Origin of the sequence: Avibacterium paragallinarum (assembly GCF_900450705.1) — a bacterium.
Lineage (GTDB): Bacteria > Pseudomonadota > Gammaproteobacteria > Enterobacterales > Pasteurellaceae > Avibacterium > Avibacterium paragallinarum.
The window spans coordinates 1-13,361 of sequence record NZ_UGHK01000002.1 but is presented as its reverse complement, the minus strand read 5'-3'; the positions used below and the strand labels follow the sequence as shown (position 1 = coordinate 13,361).

General features: G+C 43.9%; 21 protein-coding genes and 1 pseudogene. 2 read left to right on the top strand and 20 right to left on the bottom strand.

Features of this window, described 5'->3' with window-relative positions; genetic code table 11:
- Positions 1 to 11 precede the first annotated feature (11 nt).
- Positions 12 to 290, top strand: a complete 279-nt coding sequence (locus tag DXZ23_RS04450; RefSeq protein ID WP_021723691.1) for a hypothetical protein — start codon at positions 12 to 14, stop codon at positions 288 to 290.
- Between the two features lie 3 nt (positions 291 to 293).
- Positions 294 to 482, top strand: coding sequence for a DUF6900 domain-containing protein (locus tag DXZ23_RS04445; RefSeq protein WP_021724007.1), 189 nt, complete (start codon positions 294 to 296; stop codon positions 480 to 482).
- A gap of 20 nt (positions 483 to 502) precedes the next feature.
- On the opposite strand, the gene DXZ23_RS04440 is transcribed toward DXZ23_RS04445, so the two are convergent.
- From DXZ23_RS04440 to DXZ23_RS15230, 20 genes and pseudogenes are all read right to left on the bottom strand, one after another.
- Positions 503 to 1,357 (bottom strand): hypothetical protein, encoded by an 855-nt coding sequence (locus tag DXZ23_RS04440; protein ID WP_114995432.1) that lies wholly within the window; start codon positions 1,355 to 1,357, stop codon positions 503 to 505.
- A gap of 58 nt (positions 1,358 to 1,415) precedes the next feature.
- Positions 1,416 to 1,526, bottom strand: coding sequence for a Com family DNA-binding transcriptional regulator (locus tag DXZ23_RS04435; RefSeq protein ID WP_082188684.1), 111 nt, complete (start codon positions 1,524 to 1,526; stop codon positions 1,416 to 1,418).
- Positions 1,527 to 1,687: 161 nt separating this feature from the next.
- Positions 1,688 to 1,897 (bottom strand): cupin domain-containing protein, encoded by a 210-nt coding sequence (locus DXZ23_RS04430; protein ID WP_021724084.1) that lies wholly within the window; start codon positions 1,895 to 1,897, stop codon positions 1,688 to 1,690.
- Positions 1,898 to 2,170 (bottom strand): hypothetical protein, encoded by a 273-nt coding sequence (locus DXZ23_RS15630; RefSeq protein ID WP_035695718.1) that lies wholly within the window; start codon positions 2,168 to 2,170, stop codon positions 1,898 to 1,900. It abuts the gene before it with no gap.
- Positions 2,148 to 2,786: a DUF4376 domain-containing protein gene (locus tag DXZ23_RS15625; RefSeq protein WP_021724083.1), complete on the bottom strand. Its 639-nt coding sequence runs from the start codon at positions 2,784 to 2,786 to the stop codon at positions 2,148 to 2,150. The genes DXZ23_RS15630 and DXZ23_RS15625 overlap by 23 nt, the downstream gene beginning before the upstream one ends.
- A gap of 5 nt (positions 2,787 to 2,791) precedes the next feature.
- A complete protein-coding gene (locus DXZ23_RS15825) occupies positions 2,792 to 4,762 on the bottom strand; it encodes a tail fiber protein (protein WP_021724082.1) in 1,971 nt (656 codons plus the stop codon).
- Between the two features lie 36 nt (positions 4,763 to 4,798).
- Positions 4,799 to 5,368 (bottom strand): phage tail protein, encoded by a 570-nt coding sequence (locus DXZ23_RS04410; RefSeq protein ID WP_035695712.1) that lies wholly within the window; start codon positions 5,366 to 5,368, stop codon positions 4,799 to 4,801.
- Positions 5,361 to 6,473: a baseplate assembly protein gene (locus tag DXZ23_RS04405; protein WP_035695710.1), complete on the bottom strand. Its 1,113-nt coding sequence runs from the start codon at positions 6,471 to 6,473 to the stop codon at positions 5,361 to 5,363. Before DXZ23_RS04405 ends, DXZ23_RS04410 begins: the two co-directional genes overlap by 8 nt.
- Positions 6,470 to 6,829 carry a GPW/gp25 family protein gene (locus DXZ23_RS04400; protein WP_017807485.1) on the bottom strand — a complete coding sequence of 120 codons (360 nt, stop codon included), beginning with the start codon at positions 6,827 to 6,829 and terminating at the stop codon, positions 6,470 to 6,472. The genes DXZ23_RS04405 and DXZ23_RS04400 overlap by 4 nt, the downstream gene beginning before the upstream one ends.
- A gap of 55 nt (positions 6,830 to 6,884) precedes the next feature.
- Positions 6,885 to 7,496, bottom strand: coding sequence for a phage baseplate assembly protein V (locus DXZ23_RS04395; RefSeq protein ID WP_017807484.1), 612 nt, complete (start codon positions 7,494 to 7,496; stop codon positions 6,885 to 6,887).
- On the bottom strand, positions 7,483 to 8,547 hold the full coding sequence (locus DXZ23_RS04390) for a phage late control D family protein (protein WP_017807483.1): 1,065 nt from the start codon (positions 8,545 to 8,547) through the stop codon (positions 7,483 to 7,485). The genes DXZ23_RS04395 and DXZ23_RS04390 overlap by 14 nt, the downstream gene beginning before the upstream one ends.
- On the bottom strand, positions 8,540 to 8,770 hold the full coding sequence (locus DXZ23_RS04385; protein ID WP_026138631.1) for a tail protein X: 231 nt from the start codon (positions 8,768 to 8,770) through the stop codon (positions 8,540 to 8,542). The genes DXZ23_RS04390 and DXZ23_RS04385 overlap by 8 nt, the downstream gene beginning before the upstream one ends.
- Complete coding sequence (locus DXZ23_RS16120; protein ID WP_370444989.1) at positions 8,751 to 9,302, bottom strand: hypothetical protein; 552 nt, start codon at positions 9,300 to 9,302, stop codon at positions 8,751 to 8,753. The genes DXZ23_RS04385 and DXZ23_RS16120 overlap by 20 nt, the downstream gene beginning before the upstream one ends.
- Positions 9,303 to 9,583 (bottom strand): annotated as a pseudogene (locus DXZ23_RS16115) (phage tail protein).
- 367 nt (positions 9,584 to 9,950) lie between these two features.
- Positions 9,951 to 10,115 (bottom strand): hypothetical protein, encoded by a 165-nt coding sequence (locus tag DXZ23_RS15340; RefSeq protein ID WP_172457184.1) that lies wholly within the window; start codon positions 10,113 to 10,115, stop codon positions 9,951 to 9,953.
- Positions 10,116 to 11,069: 954 nt separating this feature from the next.
- Complete coding sequence (locus DXZ23_RS15820) at positions 11,070 to 11,216, bottom strand: hypothetical protein (protein ID WP_256593706.1); 147 nt, start codon at positions 11,214 to 11,216, stop codon at positions 11,070 to 11,072.
- Between the two features lie 230 nt (positions 11,217 to 11,446).
- On the bottom strand, positions 11,447 to 12,253 hold the full coding sequence (locus DXZ23_RS15815) for a phage tail tape measure protein (protein ID WP_256593705.1): 807 nt from the start codon (positions 12,251 to 12,253) through the stop codon (positions 11,447 to 11,449).
- A 32-nt stretch (positions 12,254 to 12,285) separates the two neighbouring features.
- Positions 12,286 to 12,471, bottom strand: a complete 186-nt coding sequence (locus DXZ23_RS04365) for a hypothetical protein (protein WP_114995428.1) — start codon at positions 12,469 to 12,471, stop codon at positions 12,286 to 12,288.
- A 309-nt stretch (positions 12,472 to 12,780) separates the two neighbouring features.
- On the bottom strand, positions 12,781 to 12,885 hold the full coding sequence (locus tag DXZ23_RS04360) for a GpE family phage tail protein (protein ID WP_256593704.1): 105 nt from the start codon (positions 12,883 to 12,885) through the stop codon (positions 12,781 to 12,783).
- 44 nt (positions 12,886 to 12,929) lie between these two features.
- Positions 12,930 to 13,202, bottom strand: a complete 273-nt coding sequence (locus tag DXZ23_RS15230) for a phage tail assembly protein (RefSeq protein ID WP_147277872.1) — start codon at positions 13,200 to 13,202, stop codon at positions 12,930 to 12,932.
- Positions 13,203 to 13,361 lie beyond the last annotated feature (159 nt).

Below are 13,361 nucleotides of genomic sequence, written 5' to 3'. Positions count from 1 at the left end.
GGGACATAAAAATGAAATTTAATACACGAGAATTTATTCAACACTTAACCACCAGACTTGAAAACCATCACGGCTTTAAAAATAGGGAATTTGTGCAAGGGAAACGCCGCTTTCAAGTCCGTCAAGATAGTTATCAAAATGAGCCAACAATTTATTTACTTTATATGCCACAAGGCACGCTGGTTGAACACTCTGAACATTGTCGCCAACGCGTTTCAATCGAGACTAACTTTGACATTGTCGCCCAGCAAATCGCTGACAAAATCGCAAACATTTTAAGAGGGAAATAAACAATGAAAAAACCAACTGAAAAAACCATCGCAAAAATATTAGAAACCATTGCAAAAGAGGTGGGGGATATTGAAACATTAGAAACCCGAATGAGCGACCATTTAGATTTTTATGATATGGGCGTGTGGAATATCAAACGCCTTATGCGTGCGGCTTATGAGGCAGGCTATAAGGCGGGCGTTGAAAAATAGGGGCGTTAGCCCCTTAATTTTTAGAATTTAAACACCAAATTATCCTCATAGCTAACCTGATAGTTTAACGATGTTTGAAGGACTATCCGCTCAGCTCCATCAAAGGCTTGCCAGTTATCCTTTTTCGCCTGCACCATATACGCAATAAACCGCACAAACTCTGACTTAGTGGAGCTAAAAAACACATAAGGCGGTCGTGTTCGGTCAATAAGCTGCAAGAAATCAATCAAATCAAAATAATTTGCCATTTTATAGCTGTTTTGCTTGGTGCAAAGATAAGGCGAGTCTAACACAAACAGGGCTTTAGGGTTGTCGGCAAACTTAGGCAGAAGCTGTTGAAATGGCTCGCTGACTATCTCAAGCCCATCAAGATAATCCTCTGCACTAGGATAATCAGCCAGCTTTATTCCATTCCAAAATGTCTTGCTAAATAGCTCCTCAAATGAGCTGACTTGTTGCCCACTGAAAAGCAACCAACTTGCAATGGTATTGAGGTCTTTAAACCCATTAAAATCATTGATTTTATTGATAATTTCTTGCTTTTTATTGTTATCTAATCGCTTGTTTTTTGGTACAATATCGCCAACAATTTGAAGCAGTTCAGCTCGTAAACGATTTGTATCGCTTATGTGTTTTAGTCTGTCTGCGTATCCATCAAAATCATTATAAATCACCCGTGCTTTGGGTTTTATTCGCTTTGCCACGTGGCTTAACAGTCCGCTCCCGCCGAAGGTATCTATAATCGTCCAGCCCTCACCATCATTAGGAATATTGTCATTTAAAACCTGTTTAAAGGCGTTTAAAAACAGCCGTTTTTGCCCAACGAAAGGCAGTGGTGCTTGTTTATAGTGAGTAGGATTTGTTTGATTTGCCATAATTTATCCTTAAATTATGGCGTTCTGACGCTCAAGGCGTTCGGACACTCTGAGTTGTTTAACGAGTAGGTTTAAATGTGTTTAAGGTTTTACACCGCACACATTTAATTTCTAAATATTGATTATCTTTTGTGCGTGCAAGGAGCTTTTTACAGCACTTGCACCGCATTTCTTGCAAATCTTTTTGCATAGACTTTCTCACTTTACGCGGTTTTGTTACAATCCGCCCGTCTGGTCAGACAAAGCGGTCTCGGGTCTATGCAGGTGCTATCTGCTTAGGCTGATGTGGTAGAGGTCAGAGCCTACCACATCGCCGCTTCTTCTTTTGCTCTAAACGGTTACTTCATTTTGCCCCTCCCAAATAATATCTAACTCATTTGAAATAACCTGATTATCCTCGTCTTTATGGTAAGAGCCATCGGCATTATGCCAATGCACTGCGGGCAGCTCCGAGTCTGTTTGCTCAACCACTAATAGCTTGCCAAATGGGCTTTCATAAACAATTTCAGCGTAATTGCCGTTTCTTAATGTTACTTTCATTTAGATCACCTCTGAAAAATCTGTAGGATATTGCCGCCGTTTCACCTCGCTTTCATAGGCGGTTTTGCAATGGTCTTTGTCGAAAAACAGCCCATTCACCAGCCGAAACCAAAACCGCCAGCGGGCTTTGGGCTTGCTCTCTAACACGGCTCGGCGGTAACAACGGCTGGAAAAGGTTTCATCTGCCCCACCGCCCGTTAAGGCGTTGCAAAGTTGGTCGAGGGCAATCAAAACGTGATAGCCCCACGTTTTAAATGGATTTTTCTTGCTCATTTTGGTATTCCTCATAGGTTTGCGACCAGCCGATTGACCAGTCATACTCAAGCGGATTTTCCGCTTGTTCTAACAAAATCTTGTGCATATAGGCGTTTTCAAACATTTTTTCTTTGAGCGTTTTCGCCGCGTTCCACACCGCTTTGAATTTGTCAAAATCCAGTGGCTCTGCGGTGTTATCCGCACAAATCAGGGTGAAAATACGCGGCTCGCCGTTTTCTTCCGTTTTGCCGTTTAAGTCAAAATCCGCTTTGATTTCAACCAAGGTGGCACGCCCTTTTTCATCTGTATCCACCCATTTGCCGATTTCTGGCACATACACGCCGCCGTTTACGCACGCATCGCGTTTGGTGTTGATTTGTGTTCGGATTTGTTGGCGTTGTTGGGTGAGTAGCTCGGCTTGTTTGTCCTCATCAATTACCCATTCTGAGCCTTGCAATCTGTGATAAGGACTAGGCTGTGGATCAACGAGTATCGGATAGCCTTGCTCATTAGCTATAATTTGTTTGCCTTGCGATTGCCCTTCAAGCAAAGTGCGGTAGGTTTCGTCACTTATTTCCACCGCCCCTTCAGGAGCTTGTGCTAAATCTAAATAAAATCCTGCTCTGTAGTACATTGTCATTATTTCCATCTCCCGATTGCCAAAAACTGGATTCTAACATCGCCTTGATTATGGCCACCGTGCTCATACTCGTGATAATAACAAGTTGCATTATTAGATTTTGTTAATATATTTACACCTGCATTGTGAGAACCTCTGATAGAAGTTGTTACCTTTGAAAAAATTAATGGTGTATCAACAAAAGCTATAGCCCAGTTAAATGATTTCTCAAACCATTCGTACAAGTCGTTCTGATTGATTACATAAGTTTGTATCATTGTCCCATCGGGATATTTCCTAACCTCGAAATTGCCAATTTTTTGATAAGTGATGAGACTTTGGATTTTCTCGTCGACCCAACCCCGATACGCTACAACCTCATTTTTAGTAAGCTGCGGAAATGCTAAATAGCGTTGCTCGCCACTTGCAGAGCAATAGATATAATTAAATCTTGGGTCGGTTGCTGAGGCAGGATTGACTTCCCACTGCCAATAACCACCATCGGGTAGGATGGCACGGATGCGCCCCCAGGCGTTACTTTTAATCTCTACTCGTCCACTGGCAAAATAATTAACAGCCGATAAACTTGCGTTACCTGCGTCGCCTGTTTTTTTGTAAGTGCTGTCAGACTGAAAATGAAAGGTGTTGCTGTTGTCATCGTGCCAAATACCATCAATATTCTTGCTATTGATAAAATGTGTTGTATCTGCGCTAAATCCCAGCATGTTATTATTAAGGTTAATGTCACCTCTAAATATCCCTCCTAACTCGGTCATAATCTGTTTTTGTCCGAGATAAGTGCCATTTGCGTCAAATGCCGTGGTAAATATATCCCAAGCCTGATTGCCGTTATAACTACCATAACTAAAACCAATCCCTCTTGCGTGGGCATTGGTGGTGTAGGATGGGTGTGTGATGTGCATCATCAAACTGGCAAGCGGCAGGTTGTTAAGTTTATCGCCGTTTGGTCGGTAAAAACCGCTGTAGGCATAACCCTCTGCCTTGGTGTAATCAATGGTCTTTTGGCGTATCTCACTCTTATCATCAGCACTCATTACCCAATTTGTCCAATTGCCGCCGACCTTACGACGGTTGAAAACTTGGCGCGAATGAAACGTGGTAAAGCGCTGAAAATACCCGTTACCAAAGACTTCTAATGCCCCATCACCTCTTTCTACGGGGTAATTTTTGGCTAGTGTTGCTTTAGAAGTACCAACAATATAATAATTGCCGTCTGTGGTTATCTCATCAAGATTTTGGTCATCACCGATGGGGGTAGTTAAATTATCAAGTCTCACCCAGCCATCAGCCCAGTTATTGTTTGACTTATAGCGCTTATATATCCTGCCGTTAGCTGCAAAATAAACTTGCTCTGCGTTTGATAAGACAAGCAGAACACCAGCTACCTTCTCGGGATAATTGTTATCTGTCGTGTTGCGGTATGTTGTATTGTTATAGATACCTTTGACCGTGATGTCATTGAGATTGTCGCTTGCAGTTAAAGACCGCACCGAAAAATCGGTAATGCCATAGCCTGCAAGGGTCGCGGCTGGGGATTGTTTGCTGTTTGCTTTATTTAATGCCTCAACCGCCTTATCATAGGCTGTTTTAGCGGCCGCACTTGTCGCCACTGTGTCGGCACTTGGTGAGGTTACGGAGTTTGATTTTTTGCTGTTGGGGATATAATTCCCTAGATTGCGAGTGAGCGCGTCAATTAACCCCTTGAGCTTTTTAACTACTTTAGGGGTGGCCGCTTCAGTTTCGCTCTCGCTATTATCACTGCTATTTAATTGCACCGTCCCTGTTTGCGCTGTGGTTGCTGACCGCTCAACATAGCGTCTTTCCACCTCTTTTTTTAGGTATTTTGTGCGGTTAGCGAGTTGTTTAATGGGTTTATTGGTAACGCCATCTGCGCCACCGTGAACAGGATCACTTTCTTCAATTTGATAAATCCCCGTTTCCCATTTTTCTTTTTCTTCTAAATTCGCCATGTGTAATCCTTAAATGTCTTTTAAATGATGTTTAAACTATGCCGAGCCGTGGTTATATGCGCCGTTATAGGTAGCTTTGTTGTTATAACGGATAGGGGCTGCTTTATAGTCCAGCACTGCCAGCACACAACGTGCTGGAGCAAAGCTAAGTAATATCTTACGGATTTCAGCAGATTGCTCGTTGGTGATAGGTTGATTTAGCCGAATGGCATAAGCTGCCCAGCGTTCGTCTTGGGGTATGGCTGCCACACCTTGATGAGACTCGTAATTACGCGCTTTTAGCCCCTCATCAATTTCAATTTCGCCAAAACCTAACTGACGCAATACATCACGAATTGCCCAAGGGGTGCCTTTATAACGATGCAGTTTTACTGCATTGCGTACCAGTTGGCGCTTAGACTCATTATTTTCAGCGACAAAAAGCCCGTCATAACCTGTAACACTCCATTTTTCCGCCAATAGCTCAATCCATTTGTCATCAAGTAATTCCACAAGGCTGGTCATAATTTGACGCTTTTCGGTCAAATTCAATTTATTACCAAGGTCGGCAAGTGCGGTGTATTTTTCTGAACTTTCAATGATGCTTGGATACTGTAATTTAGCCATCTTGTCGCACTCCATTGACGTTTAGGGTAACTTTGGTGCAGTTAGCCCATTCGGTGGCATTTAGCACCATTTTTGCGGGTTGCTGGATTGTCACATCATAGACCCCCTCAACACGCAACACTTGCATTAGTGCGGAGGGGACGACATCCATCCCCAGCTTTTTAGTGCGGCTTGCCAAATAATCCAGCAAGGCATCACGTGCTTTGGTTTTAACAATATCTTCACGGTAGCCCTCAAGTAGCGTGAGTTCCGCAACGATTTGATAAGTGCGGATGATTGGGTCTTTAACGCTCACCACATCACACAGCGGACGGCGATGCTCTGGGCTTAAATAATCTTGGATAGCTTGTTTTAAGCGTCTATCAGGCACGCCTGTAACAGTAAGTGGGTAAATATTTACCTTGCCACCGCCACCATTAATCACTTGCACGTCCACAATCTCTTGCGATACGGCTCTAGTGTGGTATTGATAAGCAGCAATAGAGCCACAGGTATTAAACGCTTCAGGGGCTTGCAAAATGCGCTCGCGATAAGCCTCATCATCTTCTTCTGCAATGCCGCCACTGGTGACATCAATATTGCTAACCGTAATGGTTTTGTCAGTATTTAAAGGGCGTTTTAATTGCTTCACACGCCCAATTTCCCAACCATTGCCAATAGAGCCTGTTTTATTAGCTTCCGCTTCAATTTCCACATAGCCAATGAGTGGCGTAATAACATCATCAGCCAGCGTAACAAAGCTCAATTCAGGAGTGACCATTACTTCAGTGCCTTTCGGCACTAAAATACTGCTATGCTCGCCCTCTACACTAAAACGCAACACACAGCGTGCGGCTTTATCACGCAGACGGTAACAGCCAAAAGGTTCACCGCATAAATCCAATGCTAGTCCCACCGCAAATTGCGGAAAGGTTTGCAAAAAGGCTTCATTGATACCTTTTCGCACCAACAATTCGCGGTAGGCATAGGTTTGGATAATAGAGCGTTCAATATGCGCAGGCTGTAGCGTTTTGCCTGTACGCTGCTCATAATCTGCAATGGCATCACTTAAAATTTGTTTTACGTCTTCGTGGACAATTTTTACGTCATCTTTTAGCCAGCTCATACCTTGACCACCGTTTGATAAATTTCTCGGTACACTGCGGTTTTTAAATGCCAGTAAATCAGGCATTCAAATTGTGGTGCAGTGCCTGTTATCTCTATGCGCTCAACCTCAATGCGTGGTTCCCACTTGCTTAATGCGTGGCTAATTTCACGCACGATATTGGGGATAGCAATATCTTCGGGCTGATCTAAATAGTTAAAATGATCACTGCCAAACTGTGGGCGCAAAATATCGGTGCCTTTGATTGTGTTGAGTATATTGGCAATGCACAGATGGATATCATCAAGCCCTTGTTGAGGGGCGTTGTTATCTAATTCTGGGGCAAGTTGCCAATGTGTCGTGAGTTGTGTATTCATAGCCCTGAGAATACAGGGCTGAAAGGGAAATTGATTTTAAAGTCCTTTAAAGATTTTATTTGGCTGAGCTGGTGTCGTTACCATCACCTTGCTCAGTATGCACGTGGTTTTTAAGACTAATATCATCCGCAGTAATGTCACCACCTTTGGTTTTAAGCGTACCATTGATCACCGCTGTAGCCCCACCCTTGCCACCGTTACCTGTCATGCCTTGCATATAGGTTAATGAGCCTTCCACAAGCAAATTGCCTGTGGTTTTGGTATCAGGGCAATCAAGGGTAATAAGGCTTGGGGATTTGATTAACACCGTTCCCACCGCATCAATCACGACATCGCCTGTCGCCCTATTGTGCGAGATGGTTGTGCCGTTTTTAAATTTGAGCATAAACATCTCACCATTCGCCACAGGCACAGGGTCTTGCTGGTTATAGATTGCACCTAACACACAGCCGCCTTCACCGCGGGCATCTAATAACAACGCCACAAGCTCTCCCACATCAGGTAAACAATAAAATTGATTTCCGCCCGCATTAGGCACAGGGTAATGTAACCACGCCGTTTCTAGGTCATCAAGGGCAGGGATTTTACACCGCACTTTATGGGTGTTGATATCAACTGCGGACACAATGCCCTCTTGATAGGTGGCGGTAAAATTATGGGTTTGCATGGGTTGCCTCCATACCTAAAGTAATCAAATCATCAGGGATAAATTCAAGCATTCGTACCTCAATTTCGGTTTGATAGCCGCTAAAACGACTAAAACTATGCCTTGCGCTTTTAATCAGATATTTGCCACTAAACACGCCCAAATTACGTAACAAAATCGTATTGCCTGCCACCAGTTTCGGATTACCCCAAAGGACGATATTGCCTGCTTGCTGGTCATCATTTTGCTCCGCAAGTGCTGCATCAGCTCTGGCATCAATTTGCTCTTGGCTTTCGCCACGGGTCACAATGCGTAAGGTGTCCCCACTGGCTTCGGCAGATTGCTTGATATTTTTGCGCCGTTTTTTAGCATTTTTGCGTTGCTTGATGACCTTTTTACCATTGGCGTCATAGCCCGTAATTTCCACCGCTTTAGCGGTGTCTTTAATGCGATCACGCAATCGTAGGCTTATCACATCTCGCTCATCAAGCACCGCAACAGGAGCGGTTTGCCCTAGTTCGTCTTTATGAGTAAACACCAGCTGGTTACCCACAATTTTAAAACTGTGATGATATTCACGGGCAAGGCGAGATAAAAACTCCACATCGCGCTCTTGGTATTGGGTTACGCGCGTGATGGGGATTGGCTTAATTTGCCCCACCACCTTCAGTTTTAACCGTTCTGCCACCTGTGCCACGATTTGTGCAAGGGTGGTGTTTTCATAGGCTTTGGGTTTTAAGGTGCGGTAGTTTTTACTAATCCCACTGCTTAATGCCCGCAAGGTAATGGTTGAGGGATGTGCCTCGTATTCCACTTCGTCAATCTCAAAGCTGCCAATGTCCACTAATGGTGCGCCTTTATAGCCAATGGCTGCAATCAATTTATCTCCTTGCGTTGGGAACCACTGGCGGATCCATTTACCCTGAATATCTTCAAAGGTTACCGTCAGCTCATCGCTTTGTCCTTCAAGATAATCGGTATAACTCAGCTCAATTAAGTGCGGTTCGATTTCCGCGGAAATATTGGTTTTCTCATAAAACAACGAAAAATCATACTGGGCCACATTAGCCATTATTTCCCCTTAGCCAAGGTGGCATTGCTTCATTTTGAGTAGGTTGCACTCGTAAAACGGGGATATAAACGGTTACCCCCATGGGTAATACTTCGTAAAAACTTAAGTGTGGGTTGGCATCAATAATGCGACTATATGCCAAGGGATCACCATAATAATAGTAAGCCAAGCTATCCCAGCGTTCACCCAGTTTAGCTGTATGCTTAATCACGGTTTGCATCATCGCACTCCTCATCATTACGCAACACCACCCACGCAGTCATTTCTGCTGTCGTGGTAGCAAGGTTATCAATATGTTCAACGGCGTCAGCAAACGCATTATCGGCAGGAACAAACCAATTTTCCCAGCCTGTTGCATTGGATTGCTCAAAATGTGTTTTGCTAAGGGCAAGAGCATCATAAATCGCTTGGCCAGCCTCAACAAACTCACCAACCACACCCAAATAAGGGCGAACACTATCAAACGCACCCCGCATCCCAACAAGCTCACCAAATGCCCCCAAAGACTGATCCAACCCTGATAAGGCGTGAGGCAAATAAGCAAGGGCAGACTGTGGATCGCTTTTAAGTTGCCGCATGATGGCTACGGTATTTTTCACTTCATCAACCGCACGCTTACCTGCTTGATACAGTTGGACACCACGATTAACGGTATTTTTTACCGCACTCAGCGTATTAGTAAGATTTTGAGGTAGAATTGAACCTAAAATGCTACTGTCGCCTAGCTGTAATGCCGCACCCCAATAACCCCTCATCTAATTCCCCACATATTCAGTAAGGCTAATCGAAATCTCACGACACAACACATTACCTTGCTCATCGGTAAACAGGGTAGTTGAGCTTAAATCTGTGATCACATAATTGCCTTTGACCCCATTACGCCCCCACACAAGGGCAAGTGCCTGTTGTGCCGATTTTGCCGCACTAATGCACGCCAACGGCTTTCCACACCGCCGATTTGATGATGTAGCCTTGCCGCAAATTGCAAGGTGGTTAGCCCATCACCTGTAGCTTGCAGTCTCGGTTTACCGCGCATTACTGCGTGTTCCGCAAAACTGGCTTGCTGGGTTTCAGAAACCGGTTAAATCAATCGTTCAAATACGATGTCGCCAACAAACAAAACTTTCCTCCTAATACGCTCTACGCCCACGCTGGTCAATCATCTGGTCAAAATACGTTCAACAACGCGCTCAAGCTCACGTTACCACGTTGCATGGCTTGGGTAATATCCGCCAAAATATCCGTTTTCTCTTGTTACCATTAACATTGATCACAGGGCTAAAATGCACCACAATAGGTGATTTATGTTGCATTGGCTCAGCTTTTCTTTTGCACGTTGCGATAGGCTTGCTGTACGCCTGCTTGATGTGATTTTTCTTCACACCTGTTTTTGTTTTTTGGCGTTAAGTGCGGTTGTTTTTTGCCTCTTTTGTCCGCTTGTTACGGTGTTTGCTGCATAGTACTTTAGGCTGTTTTACCTCCGTCATCACAGGCTCTAAGGGCTTACTGCGCAAAGGCAGATTGCCAGCAACCATTGCAATATTGGCTAAACGTTGGATATTAGCCACGCCAAGACGCGAGTGATTTCTTTATTCAGACATATTCGCCTTTATGCACCACGCCAGCCACTTCGTTTGCCACCATCGCTGTATAACACCCGAAGAAAGCCTCGTTTTTAGCGTTATCAAGAGCAAGTTTGCACCAGTGGTTGCCATTGAACTACTACCAATGGCTGACTGTGCAATATTGGCTTGCTTGGTTGAAATAGCTAGCTCAGTTTCTGCTGCAAAGCCAAGTTCCCTTGATCCAATCTACTGTACTGCCAATAAATTTTAACGCCTTCAAAGCTTGCTTATACCTTCGCCAAGTTTATAATCATGCCCATACCAAATTGACTAAAACTCTTGGCAATCAACGCCCAAACCAGTTCAATACAGCAGCAAGGCTTTATAAAATAATCCGATGGCGACCAATCAAGGATAGTGCGGTGATATTCCCAATCCCTGAATTAAAGAAGCCTTTCACGTTTTCCCACATATCTGAAAAGAATGTTTTAATCGCTCCCAATATTGATAATTAAGAACGCCGCACCTGCGATAGCCATAACGGCTATACCAATAGGATTTAGACCTAAGGCACGACCAATAAATAAAATGCCTTACCCACAAGTGTAAGCCACCAAATAGCTTACCTGCTAACGTCATACCAAGTTTAAATCCCACTTATCGCAGAGATAAACGCTGACGCGACGCGTTTGTCGCCCGAATAGCCACCAGATAACCCTTAGCCATCGCCAACTTCCTCCGCCGACGAAACTAAACGCTCGATTTAAAAGACGCAATTTCAGCTTAGTTTAGAGAATCCCCTGTTAGACGCGCTAAACGTATCGCATTAAATGCACCATTTAACTTTGTTGCACCAACATAAAGCCTTACAAAGGACTAAAAGCAAATTGAGCCCATAACCCACGCCTAGAAAGCTAAGTTTCATCGCTAATAGTCCACCGACAAAACCACGAAGTTCTAATTAGCCTTTATTTCGCTAATCCACGGTGTTAATGTATCTTCAATAAAATGCTGGCCTGCTTTGGCTATCTCTTTTAAGTCATCTGCAAACGCCGAGCCTATTGTTCCTACCGCACTTTCCCATACGCCACCTAGGGCTTCCATCGCTGCGCTTAGGTGCGTGTTTTTGGGCGATACGTTCCTCAAGGCTGGCTTGTTCGCGCATTTTCTGCAAAAACTCTTCCAGTCCCTGCTTACCTTTTTGTGCAAGTAATAGGGCCACACGTTTCCCTTCAGTGCCAAAGAGCGCATCGGCTACAAGACCCGCACCTTCATCACATACTTCTGTCGATAATGTCGAGCTTTTCTAGCTCGGTCATCATTCGTCAATGCCTTTAAATTGCCCTTTTTATCCAAAAATTAAATTCAACGCCTGAGCTTTCTAAAATATCGCGCGCTTCGGCTTTCATACCTTTTTTGGCTTCGGCGATCATCTTCGGGCCTTTATTCATTCGGTCAAGCATCGTGGAAAAGTTTGTCCCAAAAGAGGTTCCCTCTAAGCCTTGTTGAGCAGCCATTCCTTGGATAGCAAAAATTTTCTTGGCATTTTCTTCCCCAGTGAGTTTCATAGAGCGCACGTTAGAGGCATAATAGGTCATCGCCCCATACATTTGTTCTTTGTTCATCCCACCCGCAAACATCGCACGTTGTAGGTTATCTGCTGAGGCTTTTAATTCCCCCTCAGAAAGACCGTGGCCTTCCATCAGTTTTGCAAGAAACTCACCACCCTCAAATTGATCCATACCTAAAAGTACATTGAGTTTCGCCGCTGTTTGCAATCCTCCACCAATAAGGATGTCATCGTTCACCCCTTGCATTTTTAAGGCGCGAGCAAGGTTATAGAAATCTTTTTTTGTGCCAGGTAAATCACGTCCTAAATCATCGGCAATTTTGCCGATTTCTTTAAATTTCCCGAACGAACCATTAGCTTTCATCATCGTGATTTTTAGGTCGTTAGCAGCATCTTCCTGAGCCATATAAGTTTGAATTGAGGTCATTAATGGGCGACCTACCGCATAGCCGTGAGCAGCGGTCTCCATTAATTGCCCTTGCATACGTTTTTTAGCCTTATCCCAATTTTCAGAGAATGCCATAGCCCCATTAAGACGTTGTTGGCTTTTTTTCGGCACGGCTAATCGCATTATCTAGCTGCTGATAACGTTTTGCTATAGCATCAAGGCTTTTGGCAGGATAGTGCATTTTTTGCAAAGCAAGACCAAATCGGCTTTGTTTGTGCTGTGGCTTTTTCGATTTGACTAGATAGGCGAGAGGACAGCTTAGTTACCGTTTGGAATGCCGCACTCACACCTTTAAGCGTTGTACCAATGACTAAGCCGATCATTAATTCATTTGTTGCCATTTTTTTCTTCTCACGGTAAAGTTAGCTAATAAGACTAGGAGGGAACATGAAGCAAGAGATACACTCAGAGAGAACATTGGCGATTGCGAAAGCCATTATGGTTTGCTCATTTATTCTTGCGGGCATTTGGGCTGCTATAGACATATTTCCAGCCCGAACAATTTGCCACCGCAACGGGATTTGCTGAAATCGGTTTTATTGCGATTTTCTACCTCTTCTTTTGGGTGTTTATCGCATACTTTACTCAGTCGCTGTCGCAGTAATAATGCCTATCCCAGCCCTACTTATTGGCTTTTTCATTAACTGGGGCTATACTCGCATATAGCCCGCTTTTACTTGTCTATTAGCCTGTGTAAGCCAGCAATCAAGCTCCTCCATTGTGAGGGCATCAATATCAGATTGCGTCCAGCCCATACCACCACGCTAAATCCGCATAGAGTGTATAAAGTTCATCAATATCAACTTGCTGAATCGAACAGGAAAGCCACGAATAAGTTGCACGTCCCTCCCAATCTAACGCATCCAAAAATCTTCTGCTGTAAACCACTTACCATTGCCATCACAGCATATTCCGTAGCAACAGGATCATTTTTACAGCGTGCAGCTGCTTTACGATGATCACCTGCTGTAACACGGCGTACGGTTACCTCTTCTAAAAGATCTCCTGAGCCTAATGTAATTGGGCGAGATAATTTTGATACGGTTACTTGGTTGTTCAGTTTTTTAGACATAAAAAAAACTCCTTGGTTGGTTTTGTTTAACTTCGCCAAGGAGTTTACTTAAATCGCCTTTAAATTGATTTTAAAGTGGTTTAAAGACTTTTATTGCCCGATGTTCGTGCGGTATTTTTGCAACACATCTTGTCCGTTTACACGGTAGATGTTGGCAAA